The sequence below is a fragment of the Gaetbulibacter aquiaggeris genome (genome assembly GCF_044003965.1).
GTDB lineage: Bacteria > Bacteroidota > Bacteroidia > Flavobacteriales > Flavobacteriaceae > Yeosuana > Yeosuana aquiaggeris.
Window position 1 is genome coordinate 187,452 of record NZ_JBAWKC010000005.1, and the last position, 21,766, is coordinate 209,217.

General features: G+C 33.0%; 23 protein-coding genes and 1 tRNA gene. 12 read left to right on the forward strand and 12 right to left on the reverse strand.

From position 1 onward, the window contains the following. Positions 1-121: 121 nt before the first annotated feature. Positions 122-1,060 (forward strand): LysR family transcriptional regulator, encoded by a 939-nt coding sequence (locus tag V8G56_RS14245; RefSeq protein ID WP_395439131.1) that lies wholly within the window; start codon positions 122-124, stop codon positions 1,058-1,060. A 29-nt stretch (positions 1,061-1,089) separates the two neighbouring features. On the opposite strand, the gene V8G56_RS14250 is transcribed toward V8G56_RS14245, so the two are convergent. The 3 genes from V8G56_RS14250 to V8G56_RS14260 form a co-directional block, all read right to left on the reverse strand. Then, positions 1,090-1,287: a hypothetical protein gene (locus V8G56_RS14250; RefSeq protein ID WP_395439132.1), complete on the reverse strand. Its 198-nt coding sequence runs from the start codon at positions 1,285-1,287 to the stop codon at positions 1,090-1,092. 132 nt (positions 1,288-1,419) lie between these two features. Next, on the reverse strand, positions 1,420-2,220 hold the full coding sequence (locus V8G56_RS14255) for a TIGR00266 family protein (protein ID WP_395439133.1): 801 nt from the start codon (positions 2,218-2,220) through the stop codon (positions 1,420-1,422). A gap of 85 nt (positions 2,221-2,305) precedes the next feature. Beyond that, positions 2,306-2,761: a DUF4442 domain-containing protein gene (locus V8G56_RS14260; protein ID WP_395439134.1), complete on the reverse strand. Its 456-nt coding sequence runs from the start codon at positions 2,759-2,761 to the stop codon at positions 2,306-2,308. Positions 2,762-2,908: 147 nt separating this feature from the next. On the opposite strand from V8G56_RS14260, the gene V8G56_RS14265 reads away from it, so the two are divergent. From V8G56_RS14265 to V8G56_RS14280, 4 genes are all read left to right on the forward strand, one after another. Next, positions 2,909-3,355 carry a DUF4870 domain-containing protein gene (locus V8G56_RS14265; RefSeq protein ID WP_395439135.1) on the forward strand — a complete coding sequence of 149 codons (447 nt, stop codon included), beginning with the start codon at positions 2,909-2,911 and terminating at the stop codon, positions 3,353-3,355. A gap of 146 nt (positions 3,356-3,501) precedes the next feature. Next, entirely contained in the window at positions 3,502-3,846 is a 345-nt protein-coding gene (locus tag V8G56_RS14270) for a PadR family transcriptional regulator (RefSeq protein WP_395439136.1), read from the forward strand. Further along, the gene (locus tag V8G56_RS14275; RefSeq protein WP_395439137.1) at positions 3,839-5,656 is read left to right on the forward strand and encodes a PspC domain-containing protein; all 1,818 of its coding nucleotides are present in this window, start codon (positions 3,839-3,841) and stop codon (positions 5,654-5,656) included. The genes V8G56_RS14270 and V8G56_RS14275 overlap by 8 nt, the downstream gene beginning before the upstream one ends. A gap of 105 nt (positions 5,657-5,761) precedes the next feature. After that, positions 5,762-6,487 (forward strand): head GIN domain-containing protein, encoded by a 726-nt coding sequence (locus V8G56_RS14280; RefSeq protein WP_395439138.1) that lies wholly within the window; start codon positions 5,762-5,764, stop codon positions 6,485-6,487. A gap of 66 nt (positions 6,488-6,553) precedes the next feature. Here the strand turns inward: V8G56_RS14280 and V8G56_RS14285 are convergent. Both V8G56_RS14285 and trxB read right to left on the reverse strand, forming a co-directional pair. Beyond that, positions 6,554-6,627, reverse strand: a tRNA-Pro gene (locus V8G56_RS14285). 99 nt (positions 6,628-6,726) lie between these two features. After that, the gene (trxB, locus tag V8G56_RS14290; protein WP_395439139.1) at positions 6,727-7,707 is read right to left on the reverse strand and encodes a thioredoxin-disulfide reductase; all 981 of its coding nucleotides are present in this window, start codon (positions 7,705-7,707) and stop codon (positions 6,727-6,729) included. 162 nt (positions 7,708-7,869) lie between these two features. Between trxB and V8G56_RS14295 the strand changes: the two genes are divergently transcribed. Both V8G56_RS14295 and V8G56_RS14300 read left to right on the forward strand, forming a co-directional pair. After that, positions 7,870-8,337 carry a hypothetical protein gene (locus V8G56_RS14295; protein ID WP_395439140.1) on the forward strand — a complete coding sequence of 156 codons (468 nt, stop codon included), beginning with the start codon at positions 7,870-7,872 and terminating at the stop codon, positions 8,335-8,337. A 34-nt stretch (positions 8,338-8,371) separates the two neighbouring features. Then, the gene (locus tag V8G56_RS14300; protein WP_395439141.1) at positions 8,372-9,073 is read left to right on the forward strand and encodes a hypothetical protein; all 702 of its coding nucleotides are present in this window, start codon (positions 8,372-8,374) and stop codon (positions 9,071-9,073) included. On the opposite strand, the gene hypE is transcribed toward V8G56_RS14300, so the two are convergent. From hypE to V8G56_RS14335, 7 genes are all read right to left on the reverse strand, one after another. Continuing rightward, positions 9,070-10,095: a hydrogenase expression/formation protein HypE gene (hypE, locus tag V8G56_RS14305; protein WP_395439142.1), complete on the reverse strand. Its 1,026-nt coding sequence runs from the start codon at positions 10,093-10,095 to the stop codon at positions 9,070-9,072. The genes V8G56_RS14300 and hypE overlap by 4 nt on opposite strands. Before the next feature lie 2 nt (positions 10,096-10,097). After that, positions 10,098-11,192 carry a hydrogenase formation protein HypD gene (gene hypD / locus V8G56_RS14310; RefSeq protein WP_395439143.1) on the reverse strand — a complete coding sequence of 365 codons (1,095 nt, stop codon included), beginning with the start codon at positions 11,190-11,192 and terminating at the stop codon, positions 10,098-10,100. Next, positions 11,189-13,456 (reverse strand): carbamoyltransferase HypF, encoded by a 2,268-nt coding sequence (gene hypF / locus V8G56_RS14315; RefSeq protein WP_395439144.1) that lies wholly within the window; start codon positions 13,454-13,456, stop codon positions 11,189-11,191. The genes hypD and hypF overlap by 4 nt, the downstream gene beginning before the upstream one ends. A 23-nt stretch (positions 13,457-13,479) precedes the next feature. Then, positions 13,480-14,013: a hydrogenase maturation protease gene (locus tag V8G56_RS14320; RefSeq protein ID WP_395439145.1), complete on the reverse strand. Its 534-nt coding sequence runs from the start codon at positions 14,011-14,013 to the stop codon at positions 13,480-13,482. A gap of 163 nt (positions 14,014-14,176) precedes the next feature. After that, complete coding sequence (cybH, locus tag V8G56_RS14325) at positions 14,177-14,935, reverse strand: Ni/Fe-hydrogenase, b-type cytochrome subunit (RefSeq protein ID WP_395439146.1); 759 nt, start codon at positions 14,933-14,935, stop codon at positions 14,177-14,179. Positions 14,936-14,951: 16 nt separating this feature from the next. Then, complete coding sequence (locus tag V8G56_RS14330; RefSeq protein ID WP_395439147.1) at positions 14,952-16,688, reverse strand: nickel-dependent hydrogenase large subunit; 1,737 nt, start codon at positions 16,686-16,688, stop codon at positions 14,952-14,954. 11 nt (positions 16,689-16,699) lie between these two features. Next, the gene (locus V8G56_RS14335) at positions 16,700-17,824 is read right to left on the reverse strand and encodes a hydrogenase small subunit (protein ID WP_395439148.1); all 1,125 of its coding nucleotides are present in this window, start codon (positions 17,822-17,824) and stop codon (positions 16,700-16,702) included. A 171-nt stretch (positions 17,825-17,995) separates the two neighbouring features. Here V8G56_RS14335 and hypA point away from each other — a divergent pair, with 171 nt between their 5' ends. From hypA to V8G56_RS14360, 5 genes are all read left to right on the forward strand, one after another. Beyond that, a complete protein-coding gene (gene hypA, locus V8G56_RS14340; RefSeq protein ID WP_395439149.1) occupies positions 17,996-18,337 on the forward strand; it encodes a hydrogenase maturation nickel metallochaperone HypA in 342 nt (113 codons plus the stop codon). A gap of 54 nt (positions 18,338-18,391) precedes the next feature. Then, entirely contained in the window at positions 18,392-19,198 is an 807-nt protein-coding gene (hypB, locus tag V8G56_RS14345; protein ID WP_395439150.1) for a hydrogenase nickel incorporation protein HypB, read from the forward strand. Positions 19,199-19,215: 17 nt separating this feature from the next. Then, the gene (locus tag V8G56_RS14350) at positions 19,216-19,476 is read left to right on the forward strand and encodes a HypC/HybG/HupF family hydrogenase formation chaperone (protein WP_395439151.1); all 261 of its coding nucleotides are present in this window, start codon (positions 19,216-19,218) and stop codon (positions 19,474-19,476) included. Between the two features lie 197 nt (positions 19,477-19,673). Next, positions 19,674-20,342, forward strand: coding sequence for a response regulator transcription factor (locus V8G56_RS14355; RefSeq protein ID WP_395439152.1), 669 nt, complete (start codon positions 19,674-19,676; stop codon positions 20,340-20,342). Continuing rightward, positions 20,339-21,724: a sensor histidine kinase gene (locus V8G56_RS14360; protein ID WP_395439153.1), complete on the forward strand. Its 1,386-nt coding sequence runs from the start codon at positions 20,339-20,341 to the stop codon at positions 21,722-21,724. Before V8G56_RS14355 ends, V8G56_RS14360 begins: the two co-directional genes overlap by 4 nt. The last annotated feature ends 42 nt before the right edge of the window (positions 21,725-21,766 follow it).

A 21,766-nucleotide genomic window follows, 5' to 3' on the forward strand; every position in this document is an offset into this window, starting at 1 on the left:
TAATATATCAACTTATTGAAATTTACTTGTGTGATTAATCAAACATTTAATCTATTATTAATACCTTTTATCATAAATTTTATTGATAGTTTTTGTATTTTTATAGTCTAAATTCATGCTCATGACTATAACACAGTTATCATACGTATTAGCGGTTGCAGAACACCAAAATTTCACCAAAGCAGCTGAAAAGTGTTTTGTCACACAACCCACTTTAAGCATGCAAATTCAAAAACTTGAAGACCAGTTGGATATTTTAATCTTTGACCGTTCTAAAAAGCCTATTGAACTTACCGATGTTGGAAGAAAAATTGTAACACAAGCCAGAAACATTGTCAATGAATCCTATAGAATACAAGATATTGTAGATCAACAAAAAGGATTTATTGGAGGCGAATTTAAATTAGGGATCATACCTACTATTATGCCTACGCTTTTACCTATGTTTTTAAAATCTTTTATTAAGAAACATCCAAAAGTAAAGCTTAAAATAGAAGAACTAACTACTGATGAAATAATATCAAGAATCAATGACGGCCATTTAGATGCTGCCATTGTATCTACACCATTAGAACTTGACACCATCAAAGAACGCGTATTATTTTATGAGCCCTTTGTGAGTTATATACCAAGTAGCCACCGATTACACCAAAATATAAAAATTGAAGTATCTGACTTAGACCTTAATGATATGTTACTACTTGAAGATGGTCACTGTTTTAGAGATGGTGTAATCAACCTTTGCAAAGCTTTTAAAAAGAATACTGAAGAGAAATTCCAAATAGAAAGTGGTAGTATTGAAACTTTAATAAAACTTTCCAACGAAGGATTAGGTATGACCCTTCTACCATATTTACATACCCTCGATATCAAAGAGAATGAAAAACAAAATTTACATTATTTTAAAGACCCAACTCCCGCAAGAGAAGTCAGTATCATTTATCATAAAAGTGAATTAAAGATGCAAATTATTGAAGCTTTACAAAGCGTCATATCAGGCATCATAAGAGGCGCCATCGCATTTCAAAATGTAGAAATCATTAGTCCATTAGCAAAATAAAAAAGAGCGACTAATAGTCGCTCTTTTCTTTATGCATTTAAATAAACCAAAGATTGATTTAATTCGGGGTTCTGCTGCACGAGACTAAGAATAAACAATTTTAATTCTTCAATCTCATAAGGCAATAATCTTTGAACTGCCTTTTGTACTTCTTTACAGAACAAACTTACATCAAAACTAACTTTATGAAGTATTGTTTTGGTGTACTCTAACATTGCTCTTGCCATAATTTAACTATAGGTTTTTGGTTGAAAAAATTTACTAAAGTATAACTATTTTTTAGGCGGATTAATTAAATTAATAACTCGAATTTAAGAAAAATATTGTTACTAATCTAAGTTTAAACAAAATATTAACTGTTAAAATCTGTTATCTCCATCAATTAGATTTCCCAGACCTCCAAGTATACTGCCTTCTCCTTTTTGTTTACCACCTCCTTGAGGGGCTGATGCCAAAACGCGACCAGCTAATCGGCTAAATGGTAAAGACTGAATGTAAACTGTTCCGGGGCCTTGCAGTTTGGCGAAAAATAATCCCTCACCTCCAAAAATGGTATTTTTAATACCTCCAACAAATTCAATATCATAATCAACATCTTGTGTAAAACCGACAATGCATCCTGTATCAACCCTTAAAGTTTCACCACGTTGAAGAACTTTCTTTGCCATGGTGCCTCCAGCATGAACAAACGCCATTCCGTCTCCTTCTAACTTTTGCATGATAAAACCTTCACCTCCAAAAAGTCCGCGTCCTAAACGTTTACTAAATTCTATACCTATGCTCACACCTTTTGCGGCGCATAAAAAAGCGTCTTTTTGACAAATAAATTTACCTCCAAAATCTGTTAAATCAATAGGAATAATTTTTCCCGGATAAGGAGATGCAAAGGATACTTTTCTTTTTCCAACTACATTGTTATAAAAAGCAGTCATAAATAAACTTTCTCCAGTAAGAATTCGTTTTCCGGCTCCTAAAATAGAGCCTAAAAAACCTTCATTTTTAGTTGACCCATCTCCAAAGATAGTTTCCATTTTAATACCATCATCCATCATCATAAAACTGCCGGCTTCGGCAACTACCCCTTCTTGAGGATCAAGTTCAATTTCTACATACTGCATCTCTTCACCATACAGATGGTAATCTATTTCATGTGCATTCATTATTTTAAGTTTATTTGTTAATCTGCTTATTTGTTGATGTGATTATGATTTCGTTACAAAAAAAATATTGTTCAACTTTTAATATCTAGTTTTTAACCTTAATACTCCATTCAAAATTGAAGGTAGACACCACAATACCCTCTTCATTTAGACCTACAGATTGCATCCAAAAGGTTTGTCCTTCACCTGTTGCAATTGTTTTTTTAAGAGCATCATCTATGAGATGACCATCTTTACAAGTAAAGGTGATTTTACCAACCGCCTTTTTAGTAAAAGAAGCGTTATTTGAAGTAACTAACATTGAAATGCGCTTACCAGATTCTTGTATTTTTCCAATAATTAAAGCGCCAGTTGAAAACTCTGCTGCCATGCCTTGCACGGCCCAAAACATAGACTTAAAGGGATTTTGATTAATCCATCGATGCCTGACAGTTACAATACTCTTATCATTATCAATAAACCTGGTTCTGACTCCACATAAATAAGCCGAAGGCAATTTAAATATGGTGTAAGCATTTAGTTTTCTTGGTGTTATATTCATTATATGTTTTTGAATTTTTGACTAAATTATTGAAAATAAATGACATTACCATTTGTTAAATTTATGTTAAATTTTAGTACTATGTGTTACATAATACCTTCTTTTAGCTATATATTTGCATAGGATATTATTATATACTTTGAAATCATGTTAGACAATCATCAAAAAAACATCGCAACCTTTATTCATTTATCAACCTTTAGTAGGTTTATCATTCCGTTAGGGAATTTTATTGGTCCTATTATTCTGTGGGTAAGTAATAAAGATAAATCTGAGTTTGTAGATGCTCATGGAAAGCAAGCTATTAATTTTCAAATTAGTATTTTACTGTACGCCATCATTTTGGGTACCATTAGCATTCCATTTTTCATCTTTAACCTATTTAGTGGTTTTGACTTTATTGATTTTCATGGTTTACATGATTTTCATCTTAACATTGGCAAGCCTTCTCCTCTATTGTATATAGGAGGTGCTTTAGGAGGTCTAGCTATTTTAGGTTTTGTTTTAGAACTGGTATTTATCATTAAAGCGAGTTTAGAAGCCAGAGATGGTGAATTATACCAATATCCTTTTACTATTAATTTCATCAAATAATCAATCATAAATCAATCAAAAAATGAACAGTTTTATAATATTTAAACGCTTTAGAACATGACACGAGCATTGTTAAAATCATCAATCATTCTAAATGTCTTAAATGCGAACTGCATAAGACCTTTAAAAAACATTATCAACGACTTATGAAAATAGAAAACACAAAAGCACAAATGCGTAAAGGTGTGTTAGAATACTGTATACTCTCGGTCTTAAAAGATGAAGATGCGTATGTAGCAGAAATTTTAGACACTCTTAAAGACGCCAAACTGCTTGTTGTAGAAGGAACCATTTATCCGCTACTAACAAGACTTAAAAATGCCGGTCTCCTTAATTACAGATGGGAAGAATCCACCTCAGGACCGCCAAGAAAATATTACGGTTTAACAGAAACCGGAAAACTTTTTCTAAAAGAATTAAATACCACATGGAGCGAATTACAAAACGCCGTTAATCTAGTAACCAGAAAAAAAACAACAAAAAATGAATAAAACAGTCAACATAAATTTAGCAGGTATATTTTTTCATATTGATGAAGATGCGTACTTAAAATTACAGCGCTATCTTGAGGCTATAAAACGTTCATTTACAGATTCTCAAGGTCGTTCTGAAATTATATCAGACATTGAAGCTCGTATTTCAGAACTTTTTAGTGAGCGTGTAAAACACGACAAGCAAGTTATTGGAAATAAAGAAGTTGAAGAGGTTATTTCAATCATGGGCCAACCAGAAGATTATTTGGTTGACGACGAAATTTTTGAAGACGAACCAAAAACGACATATAAAACAAAATCGGCTCCTTCTAAAAAACTTTTTAGAGACACTGACAACTCCTATATTGGCGGCGTCGCTTCCGGCTTAGGTCATTATTTAGGCATAGATGCTGTCTGGATTCGTTTAATCTGGTTATTATTAGCCATTGGTTCTGGTGGAACCTTTATATTCATATACATTCTCTTCTGGGTTTTAGTACCAGAAGCCAGAACGACTGCAGATAAACTTACCATGACTGGTGAGCCTGTAAATATTAGCAACATCGAAAAAAAAATCAAAGACGGGTTTGAAAGTGTTTCTGAAACCGTAACTGATGTCGCCAAAAATGTGTCTGAATCTGTTTCTGGCGCTGCAAAAAATGTTTCTGATGCCGCAAAAAAAGTAGATCTAAAAAAACAAAGCAGTAACATAAAGTCAAGCTCAAAGTCTTTTTTTGATACTCTTGGAGACATAATTATGTTCTTTTTTACGGTGTTTGCAAAATTTGTTGGCATCATTCTTATGATTACCGGAGCCTCAGCTTTAATAGCATTAATAATAGGTTTGTTTTCATTAGGAGTTACTAATATTCTTCATATACCTGGATTAGACTTTGTAGAAATGGCTAATGCTGGCGACACCCCAATTTGGTTAGTATCCCTACTTGCATTTTTCTCAGTAGGTATTCCATTCTTTTTCCTTTTCTATTTAGGATTAAAAATACTGGTTAACAACCTAAAATCAATTGGTAATATCGCGAAGTTTACCTTATTAGGAATATGGATTTTATCCTTTATAGGGCTTATTATAATTGGAATAAGACAAGCCAGTGAACATGCCTTTAATGAACGTGTTACAGAAAAGCAAGAGTTCTTTATAGCCCCTAATGACACCTTACACATTAAAATGGTTAATAATGATAAATATGGCAGTCTTTACAGAAACCATCAATCATTTAAATTTGGTAATAATGAAAAAGGAGAGAGAATTATTTATTCGTCTGATATCGATATTATTGTAAAATCCACAACAGATTCAATTGCTTCTATAAGTATTGAAAAATCTGCCGATGGAAGAGATTATGACAAAGCCATTGAACGTGCAAATAACATTAGTTACAGTTATACTATCAAAGGCAATGACATTTTATTGGATAGTTATTTAATGACTAAAGCAAAAAACAAATTCAGTGATCAAGAAATTGATATCATTTTATATCTGCCAGAAGGCATTATTGCTAACTTTAATACCAATACCAGGAACTTCTTAAATAATCGTATTTATGATGATAATATTGTATCCTCAAAACATGTGAATCATTTTCTAAAAATTAAGACTGATGAGGTGGATTGTTTGGATTGTCCTGTTGAAATTGATATTGATATTGATCATGAAGATGACGGCATTATTATTAATAAAGAAGGTATAGACATTAAGGTAGACAGCAGTAGTTTACGAATTAATAAAAACGGACTAAAAGCTAACAGTCCTGCTGTTAAAGTTAATATTGACAATAATGGCATTCAAATAAAATCAGACGAGAACTAATTCAACAATTCATCAACTTAAATCAACAACTCAGTTATTTATGTTTCCTGTTATTTTAGAGAACATAGATATTTGGATAAGTAATAAATCAAAAAACTAACAATCATGACAACACTAATTAAAATTCTTGTAACCTCTTTATTAAGTTTATCACTTTTCTCATGTAATTTTGATATGAATTTTACTGGAGTGAAGGGAAATGGTAATATTCAATTAGAAAACCGTACCCTTAACCAATCATTTAATACCATTAAAGCCAGCCAAGGACTTGAAGTTTATGTAACACAAGGAAATGAAGAAAGCATTGTTATTGAGGCTGATGAAAATCTGCTTGAACTCATTAAAACTGAAGTTAAGGATAATGAATTACGTATTTATGCAGAAAAAAATATTGGCTATGCCGCTTCAAAAAAAATCATGGTAACCTTCAAAGAGGTTTCGAAAATTACTTCAACCAGTGGTAGCGATGTAATTTCAACTAACACCATTACTTCAGATTATTTAGAATTAAATACCTCAAGTGGTAGTGATATGAAACTTACTGTAAATACCTCAACACTGCATTGTAATTCAAGTAGTGGTAGTGATTTAAAACTATCTGGCAATACAGAAAAATTAGTTGCAGATGCTTCAAGCGGAAGCGATATAAAAGCTTCAGAATTAATGGCTGTTTCCAGTCAGGTTAAAGCCACAAGTGGCGCAGACATCACTGTAAACACCGCCAAAGAGTTAACTGCAGATGCGAATAGTGGTGGAGACATCAAGTATTATGGAAATCCTGATATAATTAATAAAACGGATTCCCATTCTGGTAGTATTTCCAAACAATAATCAACCTGATTACCAACCCATAAAAAAGCTGAAATTAAAACTTCAGCTTTTTTATTAAGCAATATGTCGGGATGACAGGATTTGAACCTGCGACCACACGGCCCCCAGCCGTGTACGCTACCGGACTGCGCCACATCCCGTTTATAATTTCTGTTTTCAAAGAAAACACTTTTCTGTAAATTGTAAAAATAAAAACCAAAGCATTTCTATGCTTTGGTTTTACCAAAGTAAACTATATTTTAATTGTAAGTTGAAGTAGATACCTCAAAATTTGAATCTTTAGCAGCTAAATAGCGTTCTGCATCTAAAGCCGCCATACAACCAGTTCCAGCAGCTGTAACAGCTTGCCTGTAAACATGATCTGCTGCATCACCAGAAACAAAAACACCATCAACATTTGTTTTAGAGGTGCCCGGTTTATTGAGAATATACCCTGTAGCATCTAAATTAAGGTAGTCCTTAAAAATGTCCGTATTAGGCTTATGCCCTATGGCCACAAAAAAACCAGTAGCCGGAATTTCATGCTTTTCATTTGTTTGATTATTAAAAACTCTAACCCCAGTAACCACTTGTCCATCTCCTAAAACCTCATCCGTTTCAGTGTTAAATAAAATTTCAATATTTGGTGTTTTTTTTACGCGTTCAGACATGATTTTTGAAGCTCTGAATTCATCTCTTCTCACAATCATAGTCACTTTTTTACAAAGTTTAGAAAGATAATGAGCTTCTTCACAAGCTGAATCTCCAGCACCAACAATAACGACCTCTTGATTTCTATAGAAAAATCCATCACAAACCGCACAGGCTGAAACACCTCCACCCAATTTTAAATATTTTTGTTCAGAATCTAATCCTAAATATTTAGCAGTAGCCCCTGTAGAAATAATAACCGTTTCACAATGAATCTCTTTAGTATCATTGACCCATACTTTATGAACATCTCCTGAAAAATCAACTTTTGTCACCCAACCATCTCTAATATCAGCATCAAATCTTTGAGCTTGCTGTTGTAATTCAATCATCATTTCTGGCCCAGTAATTCCATTTGGATATCCAGGAAAATTTTCAACTTCATTAGTTGTAGTCAGCTGTCCTCCTGGTTGCATCCCTTGATATAAAACAGGACTCATGTTGGCTCTAGCAGCATAAATGGCGGCGGTATATCCAGCTGGTCCTGAACCAATAATTAAACACTTCACTTTCTCAATAATATCTCCCATAATAAAATTTTATTTAAACTATAACAAAAGTAGAATTTTTATAGGAATACTTACCTTCAATTTATCAAAACTTACTATCCATTTATAATAACTTCTTATACATTTAGTTATTCACTTTTTTTTTGTAAATTAGATATCATTCAACCATAAAATTCTATTATTATGAAAACCATTTTACTCTTCCTTAGCTTAGCATTTATTGTTTCATGTAAGAACAATTCTGAAACCAATATGGATAAAAATGATATGAACACTCCAACCAAAGAATTAACTATAAAAGGAGCCTGGAAACAGATTAGTTTTTATAATTATGCTGATAATATGGTAACAGATACCATTATCGCATCAGAAGCAAACAAACAAATTAAAATGTATTCAGACACAAAGGTGATGTGGAGCAGATTTAGAGACTCTGATACATTAGACTGGTTTGGGTATGGCGATTATACCATAGGCGATAGTACTTTAACTGAAATAATAGATTACGGATCAAAAGCCATGAATGAAGCCATTAAAAAAGAAAGAAAATTCACATTTAAATTAATTTTAGACGAAGATAAATTTTCCCAGATTCAAGTAGATGAAGAGGGTAATCTTATTTATGCCGAAAATTATGTAAGAATTGAATAATTAAGAATTATAATAATTCACTTATTAATTTTGCATGAGTGATCCTTTTCCCTTTATTGCCGCATTAATTGCGTCCATTTTACATGTTATTACTGGCCCAGATCATTTAGCTGCAGTGATTCCATTCGCTATCGAATCGAAAAAAAAAGCCTGGAAAATAGGATTATTTTGGGGTATTGGTCATTTGATGGGAATGTTAGCTATTGGGATTTTATTTTTAATATTTAGAGAACTTATTCCCGTCGAATCCATTTCTGCTTACAGCGAACAATTAGTTGGAATGGTGCTTTTACTCATAGGCGCGTGGTCTTTTTACAAAATATTTAAAGAAGAAAAAAAACACAAACATTTGCACGTACATAGTAATCATACTGTTGCTATTCATAAACATGAGCATGCCCATCATCATGAAACTTCGCACCATCACACACATAATCATCAATTAAAACAGAGTAGTTTTGCCTCATTATCTATTGGCTTTTTACATGGCCTAGCAGGAATTTCACATTTCTTGCTCTTTATACCTGTTGCCAGTTTCAAAAGTCAAATAGATTCAATTTCCTATTTAGTTGGGTTTAGCTGTGGAATTGTTTTGGCAATGACCTCTTTTGCTTTACTTATAGGCAGTATTACTTCATTTAGTAAAAATGAACATAATGACACCTTGTTCAAAGGAATTAGGTTTTCAGGGGGGCTTTTCGCAATAATTATAGGTTTATATTGGCTATTTCCTTAACAAATTCGTGGCAACTGTTCGCCAATTAAAGGGCTCACGATTCTCTTACCACCAATGGCACTTTTCATGACCACTTTACCCGGATGTTCCTGAGTTATTTCTCCAATATAAGCAGCATTTTTACCTTTTGGATCCTTTTTCATAAAATTCAAAACATCATCACAAATTGAAGCATCAACAATAACCATAAAAACACCTTCATTAGCAACATACAATGGATCCAACCCTAAAATTTCACAAGCCGCAGCCACTTGTTTCTCTAATGGAATCTTATCTTCATAAATGACAACCCCTTTATGAATATCCTGAGAAATTTCTGATAAAACACTGGCCACACCTCCTCTGGTTGGGTCTCGAAAAAGATGAATTTTATCTCCAAATTCATTAATCAAATCATTCACCAAAAAATTAAGGTTCGTGGTATCACTGACTATGGTTGATTCAAACTCTAAACCTTCTCTTTGTGACATAATAGCCATTCCATGTTGCGCAACAAAACCATTGAGAAGTATTTTATCCCCATTTTGAATGTGCACAGAAGCAATTTTAGCTTTAGGGTTTACCTCTCCAAAACCTGTTGTGTTAATAAATATTTTATCGCCTTTACCTCTTTCTACTACCTTAGTATCTCCAGTTATTATTTGAACGCCACTTTCATCAGCCGCTTTTTTTATGGAATTAACAATGGCTGCAAAATCCTCAACTTTTAAACCTTCTTCAACAATAAACGCTAATGATAAATATTTTGGCATAGCGCCGCACATAGCAACATCATTTACAGTACCATTAACGGCTAATTCACCAATATTTCCTCCTTTAAAAAAAATGGGAGAAACCACAAAACTATCTGTTGAAATGGCTATTCTCCCATTAATATTAATTATTGAACCATCATGTTTTTGGTCTAAATATGGGTTGCTGAATGATTTGAATATAATTTTATCCAATAAGTCACGTGTCATTAATCCGCCACTTCCATGGCCAAGTTGTATCGTCTCAAATCCTAATTCTTCCTTTTTCATTATTATTCTGCCATTAAATTACTTGAAAAATGATAGTATGCAGCACAGGCTCCTTCTGAAGATACCATTGGTGCACCTAATGGATTAGATGGTGTACATTTTTTACTAAACTGATCACATTGATGTGGTTTTTTTATGCCTTTTAAAATATCTCCTGCAATGCAATTAGGGTTTTCAGGCACTTTAATATGACTGATGCCAAATTTTAATTCAGCATCAAAACTTTTGAATTCCTTTGTTAAAACATATCCACTATTGGGAATCTCTCCTATTCCTCTCCATTCTCTCGCGCCTACTTCAAATACCTGATGAATAACTTTTAAGGCAGCTTTATTACCCTCTTCTTTTACAACTCGGGAATATTGATTTTCAACCTCATAAATTCCCTTTTCCAATTGATTCACCGCCAAATATATTCCTTGAACCAAATCAAGTGGCTCAAAACCTGTTATTACTATTGGTATTTTATATTTTTCAGCAAGCGGATAATACTCTTTATAACCCATAATAGCACAAACATGCCCTGCACCTAAAAAGGCATTGATATTACAGAACTTATCGTCTAAAATAGCTTCCATAGCAGGAGGAACCAACACATGGGAAACTAATATAGAATAATTTTTAAGTCCTTCTTTTTGCGCGTGTAAAACAGAAAGTGCATTGGCTGGTGCTGTCGTTTCAAAACCTACTGCAAAAAACACGACTTCCTTATCAGGATTATTCTTTGCTATTTTTACTGCTTCAATAGGTGAATATAGAATTCTTAAATCTCCGCCGTTAGATTTGGCTTCCAATAAACTTTTTTTACTTCCCGGAACTCTAATCATGTCACCAAAAGAACAGACGATTACCCCATTTTCTACAAGCTCAATGGCCTTATCAATCAAATTTAAAGGCGTTACACACACAGGACAACCAGGTCCATGAATCATCTGAACATATTCCGGCAACAATTCAAGAATACCATTTTTTACTAATCCATGGGTTTGTCCACCGCAAATCTCCATGATTTTCCATGGCTTAGTCGCTGCTTTATGGATCAGGTCTAAATAACTTTTGGTTGCCTCCAAATTTCTATATTCAGTTAAATACTTCATTTATCACTACATTTTAAATAGTACATAATCTGGCCAAAAGAGATGTTTTCATCATTAGGAGCTAAGTTTATGTTAAGATATAATTTATATTCCTTTTCTCCTATTTCTTTAATCATATCTATGAGTATTGTATTTTGAAAAACACCACCACTAAAGGCAATATGCTTATAATGGTATTTCATAGCAAATTGAAAAACTAACGAGGCTAAAGTGTAAAAGAAATTAATAATTATGTTTTCTTTTGAATTACCCTTTTTAAAATCCAAATACAGATTATGAAATAAATCCGTAGTAGGAATCATACCATTGTCTAAAACTGAAGCATAAATAATACAATCATTTATATTATAATCATGTATATGATTTTCCAATAAAATAGCAGCTTCGCCTTCATAGGTATTTAAATCGCAAACCCCTAATAAAGAAGCAACGGCATCAAACAATCTACCAACAGAGGATGTTTTTAATTGATTTTTAAGTTTCAATTTTTGATAAATTTCTAATTCATGCACTTCAAACTTATTCTCCAGAAGATTTTTCATTTCCGGACTTGACAAAGAGACCAATGACAATCTTGGCTCTTTTGACATTTTATCTCCGGCAAGCCAATCAAAATATTCAAAATGAGATATCCGTAATATTTTATTTGAATGGTATTCAAAAAATTCTCCACCCCAAATGTGTCCATCATCACCATACCCAGTGCCATCCCAAATAACTCCCAAGACAGGTTCCTTGGAATCAAATAAACTATGCTCTTCCAATACGCTGGCAAAATGTGCTTTGTGATGTTGAATTTTATATAACGGAATATTTAATTTTACAGACAAGTCCTGACCGTATAGAGTACTTTGATAACCCAAATGGGCATCCACTAAAAGAACTTCTGGTATTTGTTCAAATACCTCTATAAAATTTAAAGCGGTATGTGTAAAACGCTGATAAACATCAAAATTATCCAGATTTCCTATATACTGACTCAAATAAACATAGGAATTAGGAACGTAAGCAACGGTACTTTTTAAATGCGCCCCTAAAGCCATGATTTTCTTATTGGCTTTGATAGAAACGTTAAATAAATTAGGAGCATACCCTCTGGATCTGCGGAATATAATTTCTGAATTATTTTTTTTACTCAACTTTACAACGGAATCGTCCTGTGGATGCACAATTTTTAAATGGTGGTTTAAAAAATAATCTGCCATATGGCTTAGCTTTAAAAAGGCCTCATCAAAATCACTTATTATTGGTGAGCCATGAATGTTCCCGCTAGTTGCTACAATAGGAAACTTTAACTGGTTAGATAATAACTCCAATATGCCTGAGTATGGTAACATAACGCCCAGTTGACTTAGACCTGGAGCAACTGCCTTTAAATTAATTTTACCGTTATAACTAATTGAATCAATGATGTTTATCGGTCTTTCAACAGATTTCAGACTTTCTTCCTGTTCAGGACTTATGACTAATTCACGCTTTAAATGACGCATGGAAGGATATAAAATAGCAAATGGTTTGTTAGGTCGTTGCTTTTTATGCCTTAGTTTTTGAACGGCGCTTTCATTTTCTGCATTACAGCACAATAAAAACCCGCTGGTATTTTTTACGGCGATAATATTTCCTTCTTCTAAAAGCAAAGCGACTTTATAAAATAAATCCGCCTTTTGAACTTTAATATGTTGACCTAAATTGTCTATTAAATACAAATTGATGCCACAGGTAGGGCATGTATTTGTTTGGGAATGAAATCGCCTGTTTGCAGGATTTTTATATTCTTTTTGACAGGCTTCACACATGGGAAATTCATCCATACTTGTATGATTTCTTTCAAAAGGAAAAGTTTCAGTGATCGCCCAACGCGGACCACAATTGACACAGGTAGTAAAAGGATAGACAAAGCGCCTGTTATCAATATCTTTGATATCTTCCTTACAATCATCACAAATAGCAAAATCTGGTGTCAGTATTAAATTAAGTTGACCTTCCTTTTTTGAAGGAACTATATTGAAATCATTAATAAAAATGGACTGAATCTCGGTAATTTTACGCTCTTTAATTTTGGCAACTGGTGGTGGAAAATGAACTAATCTATCATAAAATTTTTTAACGGATTGGTCTGAACCCTGAACAAAAATAACCACACCATTTTCATTATTGGAAACAGATCCTTTTAATGAAAAATCCTTAGCTAAATTATACACATATGGCCTAAAACCTACACCTTGTACTTGTCCGGAGATAAGAATTTTATAGGTTTTCTGCATAAATGTGTTTGATAATCATAAACTTATTTTATCTGAAGATGCAAATTTTTAGCATGTTCATAAATTCTATCAATCAATTCAGGGATTATAGCTTCTACTTCTGCATTTAATTCTATAGTCATTGGATTCATTTCTTCTATTGAAACCGTGAACAAATGGATGTCGGGTACTTTATCCATAAGATACACCGCCTCCACCATGTCTTTTAACCCCACATCATGAACACTTAATGCCGAAGGAAAATCAGACGCGAATTTAGGACGAATTAAAGAAATAGTACCTGCTGGTTTGCCATCCATAGTAGCATCCACAAAAATAATGGTAGGATACACCTGAAAACAACTTAATAATAAAAAACCACCAGTACCTCCATCAAGAATATCTACATATTCTGGAAGTTCCTGCTTTGCCATTTCCTGAATAATGTGCACACCAATACCTTCATCTCCCATTAAATAATTACCAACTCCCATTACTAAAATACTATCCGATTTATCTTTTTCAAAAAAATAGGAGTCACTGCTTATTGCAACAGGTGTTCTTTCTGGAATTTTCATCTGTCTATGTTTCTTGCTTTAGAGGTTAGATGTTATGCTATTTATAATTATTTTCTTAGGTTTAAATTTATTGAATTGGCATTTCATATAATAAAGTAAAAAATAAATTCATTCAAATCCAAAATTGTATGTCTTTGAATGAATTTAAGATTAATTATTTAAATCAATTTGATTTAGAAGCTACAATTCCTTTTTCATCTTTAATTTCTACTTCTTGTTCAGCATGGGCTTTTTTCATCCGCTCATCAGAAACAAACTTATAACCTCCAAATATAGAAGACACTTCGCCTCTTCCTTCTAACCAATCATGATAAAAGACCAAATAAACATGAACCATTGCAAAGAAAATAAAAATCCACATGCTTGTATGATGAATACTTCTAACTAAAAAATCGCCACCGAAAAGTGGAATTACCCAAGTAAACATTTTGGGTAACCACCAGGACGCCATATCGCCATATAAGGCAAAACCTGTTGCTATTTGAACTAAAGCTAAAACAAACATGACTAAATATGAAAGCGTGGCTACGCTGTTATGTCCAATACTAATTTTAGTAACATCTTCTACCTTCTCATTCATTAGCAGGATATCAATTTTCATAACATGCCAAAAATTATTCCAGTTCTTTTTAGTAAACGGCCAAAACGCTCTCCAACTTGCGAATCTGTTGCCCATAAATGACCAATAAACTCTCAATATTAAAACGAATAAAAATATGTAAGCCGCGGTAAAATGCAAAAATCTAATAATGCCAAAAGAATGTAAATTTGTTGCTTCTGAACTAGATAAAATAGCTGGTGGATTGGCAATAATAAAGCCTGTAACAACCAATACAAAAAGAGCTAAAACATTTAACCAATGAAAGATCCTGACTGGTAATTCCCAGACGTATACACGTTTAAAATTTGTTATTTTTTTCATGATCCTTTTTGTTTAGCTAAATTTCACAACTACCGGTATGTTGAACTCTAGAAATGTGATTACCATGTTCATCATATAAATGCACTGCACAAGCCAAACATGGATCAAATGAATGTATGGTTCTAATAATTTCTAATGGTAATTCTGGGTCTGCAACAGGAGTTCCAATTAAACAAGACTCATAAGCTGAACGTTCTCCTTTTGGATCTCTTGGAGAGGCATTCCAGGTTGTTGGTACCACTTGCTGATAGTTCTCAGTTTTTCCATCTTTAATTTTAATCCAATGTGCTAAAGCACCTCTTGGAGCTTCCATATAACCCACTCCTTTTGCTTCTGATGGCCAAGTGGAAGGTTCCCAATTTTCAGTGTTAGCCATTCTCTCATCACCATTTTTTATGTTACTAATTAAGGTATCATAAAATTCCATAGTCCAATTAGCAACTAATTGCGTTTCAATACCGCGAGCTGCTGTTCTTCCTAACGTAGAGAAAAGGGCATCCACAGGAACATTTAAATGTGCTAAAGCAGCATTTACGGCTTCTTGTATTTCCTTATTACCTCTTCCATAGCCTACTAAAAGTCTAGCTAAAGGACCCACTTCCATAGGCTTACCTTTCCATCTTGGTGTTTTTACAAAACTGTACTTTTCGTCAACATTCAAATGCTCATATGGTGGTTTTGGACCAGAATATTTAATATTGGTTTCTCCTTCCCATGGATGTCTTCCAGTATCTTTTCCCTCAGCATAATTATCATACCAGGAATTATTTACAAATTCCTCAATTTCATCACTACTTCTATGGTTAACATCCAGAACATTGGACAAGTCATTATTTAAAATAACACCTTGTGGGAATTTAAAATTAGATTGGTCAGCATAGCCATTAACTGGGAAATCACCATATGACATGTAATTACCAAAACCTTTTCCAATGGCGCCCCAATCTTTATAGAACGATGCAATAGCCAACAGATCAGGAATATATACTTGCTCAATAAAGCGTTTTCCTTCATCAAGAAGCGATTTAACCATGGCCAATCTTTCTGCATTAATACCTCCTGGGTTTTCAGTATTAATAGCGCAAGCCATTCCACCAACTAAATAATTTGGATGTGGATTTTTACCTCCAAATATGGTGTGGACTTTAACAATTTCTTTTTGCCATTCAAGTGCTTCCAAATAATGAGCCACTGCCATTAGATTGACCTCAGCAGGTAATTTCATTTGAGGATGACCCCAATAACCGTTTGCAAAAATTCCTAACTGCCCACTTTCAACAAATTTGGTGATGCGTTTTTTAATATCTGAAAAATATCCTGGTGAGCTTTTTGGCCAATTGGATATACTTTGTGCTAATTCTGATGTCTTTTGTGGATCAGCTTGTAAGGCATTTACAACATCAACCCAATCTAAAGCGTGCAAGTGATAAAAGTGAATGGTATGGTCATGCATATACAAAGCACCTTCCATAATATTTCTTACCATTTCGGCATTTGGTGGAACCGCAATACCTAAAGCGTCTTCTACCGCTCTTACTGATGTCAACGCATGTACAGTGGTACACACACCACAAGTTCTCTGCACAAAAGCCCAGACATCTCTAGGATCTCTTCCCTTAACAATTTCTTCAATGCCTCTTACCATGGTACTGGAGCTATAGGCATCTACTATGATTCCATCTTTAATTTCTGCTTCTATTCTTAAATGACCCTCAATTCTGGTAACAGGATCAACTACTATTCTATCTGCCATAATTCTAATTTTTAAGAGTCAATATTTTTTTCGTTTGATATACCTCGATTAATTCTGCTTGTTAATTCTTTCCTTTTAGAAATGTTGGCTGCAATAGCATGTACAGCTAAGCCACCCGCTAAAATACCTGCTCCAACTTTTCCTATATCATCGGCCAGTCCTTCCTCATGTAGCCCCGGAACTTTGGTTAATCTTTCATAGAATGGTCCATTATCCCAGAAATTTGCTTCACTACAACCAATACAACCATGTCCTGACTGAATTGGATAACTCACACCATTATTCCATTTAATGGTTCCACATGAATTGTAAGTCATAGGTCCTTTACATCCTAACTTATAAAGACAATACCCGTCTTTAGCATTTTTGTCATCAAATGTTTCAGCAAACAATCCGGCATCATAATATGGTCTTCTATAACAACTATCATGTACTCGTTTTGCATAAAATGCTTTTGGTCTTCCTAATCGATCTAATTCTGGTAATCTACCAAAAGTGACTAAATGCACAATAACTCCGGCCATCACTTCCCCAATTGGAGGGCAACCCGGAACTCGTATAATTGGTTTATTTTTTATGATTTTATGAATTGGTGTGGCGTTTGTAGGATTTGGTCTTGCTGCCTGTACACAACCATTAGTTGCACAACTACCCCAAGCAATAATAGCTTTAGCTCCTGCCGCAGATTCAATTAATAAATCTTTAGCTGATCTTCCTCCAATACAACAGTAATTACCATCATCGCCCATAGGCACAGAACCCTCAACACAAAGAATATACTCACCCTTGTATTTTTCCATGGTGGCTTGTTTAGCAGCTTCTGCTTGATGTCCTGAAGCAGCCATTAAGGTTAATGTATAATCTAAAGAAATTTTATCAAGAATAATATCTGCCACAATTGGGTGGTCAGAACGAATAAAAGATTCGCTGCAACAAGTACACTCTTGGAAATGTTCCCAAATTACTGGTACCCTGTGTGTAGTTTCAAGAGATTTTGCCACTTGACCAACCATAGAGTTTTCCAATCCCATATAGGCAGCAATATAGGTGGCAAACTTCATGAAATCTCTTCTACTATAGCCCTGTTTTATTATGCTCTCATAATAAGTTTCTCTTAATTCGTTGTTTTTAGCCATAATGAAAAATTAGATTAAAAAAAATGAGATATTCTATATTTTAAAAAGAATGAATTAAAACTAGAAAATCATTCTAAGAAAAAACATGACATTTGTCATATTATTAATTCTTGTAAATATTTATTATTGTTTTATATATCAATAAGTTAAACTCTAAAAAATATTAACTAAATGCATGAATTATCGATAGCGTTGGGTATAGTTGATATTGCTGAAAAAGAAATAAAAAAAGCTAGAAAAAATAAAGTTGAATTCATTGAACTTGAAATAGGCACTCTGGCAGGAATTGAATTTGATTCTTTAGAGTTTATTTGGCCAGTAGCGGTTAAAAACACCGTTTTAGAAGGTGCTGAAAAAAAAATTAATATTATAGAAGCGGAAGCAAAATGCGGAGAATGTAATCATATTTTTAAAGTTGAAAAAATTTATGATTCTTGTCCTGAATGCAACAGTTACCTTAAAGGCATCATTAAAGGTAAGGAGCTCAGAGTAAAATATTTAGAAGTGTCATAATTTCATCAAAACAATAAGTTAATCGTATTTATTAAAAAATTAAAATAAACTCTTATGTGTGGAACTTGCGGTTGTGGATCAGAAGAAAACGGTGTGACCATTCAAAATCCTAAAGATGTAAAAACTCATGAACATCACCATCACCATGATCACGACCATGACCATTCTCACAGCCATGACCATGAACATAGTCATTCTCATTCTGACAATCATCATCATAAAACGGTTATAGATCTTGAGCAAGATATTTTGCAACATAATGATGTTATGGCGGCCAGAAATAAAGGTTATTTTGAAGCTAAAAATATATTTGCCTTAAATTTAGTAAGTTCCCCTGGTTCGGGAAAAACATCCATTTTAGAAAGAACTTTAACCGATTTAAAAAATGAAAAATCATTTTATGTCATAGAAGGAGACCAGCAAACCTTGAATGATGCCAATAGAATTGATGCTTTAGATATTCCTGTGATTCAAATCAATACAGGAAAAGGTTGCCATTTAGAAAGTGATATGGTTTATGAGGCCGTTAAAAAATTAAATATAAAAGACAACTCTATTTTAATGATTGAAAATGTGGGCAACCTAGTTTGCCCATCTATGTTTAACTTAGGTGAAAATAAGCGTGTGGTAATAATCAGTACCACTGAAGGAGAAGACAAACCCATTAAATATCCTGACATGTTTCACACCTCAGATATTTGCATCATAAATAAAATAGATTTATTACCTTACTTAAATATTGATATTGAAAAGTTAAAGTCCTATGCTTTACAAGTGAATCCTAAATTGAAATTTTTTGAGGTTTCTGCGACTACGGGTGAAGGCATGGAAGCTTGGTATAAGTGGCTAAAAGAAAATTAATTCAAAACAAAGTAATCATGTGTCTTTCAATTCCAGGAAAATTAATAGAAATAACAGGTCAGTTAGATGAAACATTTAGAACAGGAAAAGTATCTTTTGATGGCGTTATTAAAGAAGTGAGTCTTACGCTTGTTCCGGAAGCAAAGGTAAATGACTATGTGATGGTGCACGTTGGCGCCGCTATTAGTGTTGTGGATGAAATTGAAGCTAAAAAAACTTTTGACTTATTAAAGCAATTAAATGAATTGCAGGATTTAGATCCCCCAGAACTAAATTGATACAGTAAAAAAAACATTTTCTGATATTTTCCATTTTACGAAGAATACAAAGAATTTTTCTTAATAAAAGCCTGAGCGTTTCAATTTCTCAGGCTTATTTGTTCTATATCATTAAAATTTTCTTTTCTTAATTCTTTTTAAGCAAATCTTAAGGTAACTTTAATAGTTTTTTGAAATTAAAAAATAATTTTTGCATCATGAAGATATTAATTGTTGAAGACGAAACAGGAATCTCCAATTTTCTAAAACAAGGCTTGGAAGAAGAATCATACTCTGTGGATGTTGCTGACAACGGAAAAACAGGCTTAGAACTTGCTTTGTCTGGTATTTATGATTTGCTACTATTAGACTGGATGCTCCCAGGTATGAGTGGTATTGAAATTTGTCATGAATTTAGAAAAACATTTAATGAAACACCCATAATATTTTTAACGGCAAAAGACACCGTGGATGAGACCATTTTCGGACTACAATCTGGTGCCAATGATTATATTAAAAAGCCCTTCCACTTTGATGAGCTTTTAGAACGTATTAAAGTACAGTTAAGAGCAAAATCCGTAGAACATTCTACATTTACAATTGGAAATATTACCTTGAATATTAAAACACATAGAGTTTTTAAAGCAGATGAAGAGATTATGCTAACTCAAAAAGAGTTTTCTTTATTAGAATATTTGTTAAAAAATAAAGGAGTCGTTTGCACCAGAACTAGTATTATTCAAAATGTTTGGGATATACATTTTGATTATAATACCAGTGTTATTGATGTATACATCAATGCGTTAAGAAAAAAACTGAAGTTAAATCCACAGGAAGATTTTATTCAAACCATAAGAGGTATTGGATATATTGCTGAAGAATTATGAAATTAAGTTTTAGAAATAGAATTGCTTTGAATTATATGATAGCTACTGCCGTCATTATGGCCATCATATTTAGTGTTGTTTTTTTTATAGTTCAAGAAACCATGTATCAAAATATAGATAATAATTTAAATTTTGAAGCATCAAAACATTCTGGTGAAATAAAAATAATTGGTGAGTCTATTCAATTTATTAATAAAGCAGAATGGGAAGAAGTTGAACATAAAGAGATTCAAATAAATCCCATTTTTATTCAGATAATTGATGTTAATGGCAAACTAATGGATAAATCACCCAACTTAAAAAGTGATGTTTTACCATTTAAAAACATCAACGAATACGGCACTCATTTTAATACCAATTTAAAGGACCAAACTATACGGCAAATTCAAAAACCTATTGAAAGCAATGGTGTAACTAAAGGTTATATGTTGGCCGCTATGACCCTGGAACCATCCATGATGGTTCTAAATAAATTAAGAAACACTTTATTAATTTCCTATTTAGTAATGCTTTGTGGTCTGTATTTTATTTCCAGATATCTTGCTGGAAGGAGTATTATACCTATTAAAAATATTACACAAACCACTAACAGAATTACCAAAAATAATTTAAATGAACGTGTTGAACTGCCGGTTTATAAAGACGAATTATATGATTTATCCTCGGGCATCAATCAACTTTTACAACGCATTGAAAATGCCATTGAAAGAGAACGTCAATTCACATCAGATGCTTCACATGAGTTACGAACGCCACTTGCTTCCTTAAGAGGCACATTAGAAGTATTAATTAGAAAGCCAAGAGAGATAAAGGAATATGAAGAAAAAATAACTTATAGCCTTACAGAAATAGATAGAATGACTGAGACCACAGAACAATTATTATTGTTAGCCAGATTAGATGCTAACAACAATGAATTGAATAAGATACTAATTTCACTACCTTCTCTTATTAATGAAATTTTAGTTAGATATGATAAGGATATTCTTATAAAGAATTTAAAAGTTGAACTCCAAATACAAAATAAAACTGAACTTTTAGTTCCAAAATACCATGCCAACCTCATATTGGATAATATTATTAACAATGCCATTAAATATTCAAAGCATAACCAATCTATTATCATCCAAATAATATCCATAGACAACAGCATTCTTTGTAAGATAAAAGATGAAGGCATTGGCATAAAACACGAAGACATTCCAAATGTCTTTAATCATTTTTTTAGATCTGAAGCATTAGAGCATAAACACATTTCAGGAAATGGTTTAGGACTTTCTATTGCACTGAAATCAGCTGAAGCCATTAATGCAATTATCAGCTTAGAAAGTGAACCCAATGCCGGAACTACTTTTAAAATTAATTTTTTAAGCAAATCTTAAGAAATAAATAATAATTTTAAAAAAAAATATTCTTTATTTGCA

Excerpts from the sequence above, each read along its gene's own strand:
- V8G56_RS14300 (WP_395439141.1), top strand. The coding sequence starts at position 8,372 with ATGAGTGATCCTTTTCCCTTTATTGCCGCATTAATTGCGTCCATTTTA.
- V8G56_RS14360 (WP_395439153.1), top strand. The coding sequence starts at position 20,339 with ATGAAATTAAGTTTTAGAAATAGAATTGCTTTGAATTATATGATAGCT.
- V8G56_RS14295 (WP_395439140.1), top strand. The coding sequence starts at position 7,870 with ATGAAAACCATTTTACTCTTCCTTAGCTTAGCATTTATTGTTTCATGT.
- hypF (WP_395439144.1), bottom strand. The coding sequence starts at position 13,456 with ATGCAGAAAACCTATAAAATTCTTATCTCCGGACAAGTACAAGGTGTA.
- V8G56_RS14275 (WP_395439137.1), top strand. The coding sequence starts at position 3,839 with ATGAATAAAACAGTCAACATAAATTTAGCAGGTATATTTTTTCATATT.
- V8G56_RS14260 (WP_395439134.1), bottom strand. The coding sequence starts at position 2,761 with ATGAATATAACACCAAGAAAACTAAATGCTTACACCATATTTAAATTG.
- V8G56_RS14255 (WP_395439133.1), bottom strand. The coding sequence starts at position 2,220 with ATGAATGCACATGAAATAGATTACCATCTGTATGGTGAAGAGATGCAG.
- trxB (WP_395439139.1), bottom strand. The coding sequence starts at position 7,707 with ATGGGAGATATTATTGAGAAAGTGAAGTGTTTAATTATTGGTTCAGGA.
- V8G56_RS14250 (WP_395439132.1), bottom strand. The coding sequence starts at position 1,287 with ATGGCAAGAGCAATGTTAGAGTACACCAAAACAATACTTCATAAAGTT.
- hypA (WP_395439149.1), top strand. The coding sequence starts at position 17,996 with ATGCATGAATTATCGATAGCGTTGGGTATAGTTGATATTGCTGAAAAA.
- V8G56_RS14350 (WP_395439151.1), top strand. The coding sequence starts at position 19,216 with ATGTGTCTTTCAATTCCAGGAAAATTAATAGAAATAACAGGTCAGTTA.
- V8G56_RS14265 (WP_395439135.1), top strand. The coding sequence starts at position 2,909 with ATGTTAGACAATCATCAAAAAAACATCGCAACCTTTATTCATTTATCA.
- V8G56_RS14320 (WP_395439145.1), bottom strand. The coding sequence starts at position 14,013 with ATGAAAATTCCAGAAAGAACACCTGTTGCAATAAGCAGTGACTCCTAT.
- V8G56_RS14335 (WP_395439148.1), bottom strand. The coding sequence starts at position 17,824 with ATGGCTAAAAACAACGAATTAAGAGAAACTTATTATGAGAGCATAATA.
- V8G56_RS14270 (WP_395439136.1), top strand. The coding sequence starts at position 3,502 with ATGAAAATAGAAAACACAAAAGCACAAATGCGTAAAGGTGTGTTAGAA.
- V8G56_RS14330 (WP_395439147.1), bottom strand. The coding sequence starts at position 16,688 with ATGGCAGATAGAATAGTAGTTGATCCTGTTACCAGAATTGAGGGTCAT.
- hypB (WP_395439150.1), top strand. The coding sequence starts at position 18,392 with ATGTGTGGAACTTGCGGTTGTGGATCAGAAGAAAACGGTGTGACCATT.
- V8G56_RS14280 (WP_395439138.1), top strand. The coding sequence starts at position 5,762 with ATGACAACACTAATTAAAATTCTTGTAACCTCTTTATTAAGTTTATCA.
- hypD (WP_395439143.1), bottom strand. The coding sequence starts at position 11,192 with ATGAAGTATTTAACTGAATATAGAAATTTGGAGGCAACCAAAAGTTAT.
- V8G56_RS14355 (WP_395439152.1), top strand. The coding sequence starts at position 19,674 with ATGAAGATATTAATTGTTGAAGACGAAACAGGAATCTCCAATTTTCTA.
- hypE (WP_395439142.1), bottom strand. The coding sequence starts at position 10,095 with ATGAAAAAGGAAGAATTAGGATTTGAGACGATACAACTTGGCCATGGA.
- cybH (WP_395439146.1), bottom strand. The coding sequence starts at position 14,935 with ATGAAAAAAATAACAAATTTTAAACGTGTATACGTCTGGGAATTACCA.
- V8G56_RS14245 (WP_395439131.1), top strand. The coding sequence starts at position 122 with ATGACTATAACACAGTTATCATACGTATTAGCGGTTGCAGAACACCAA.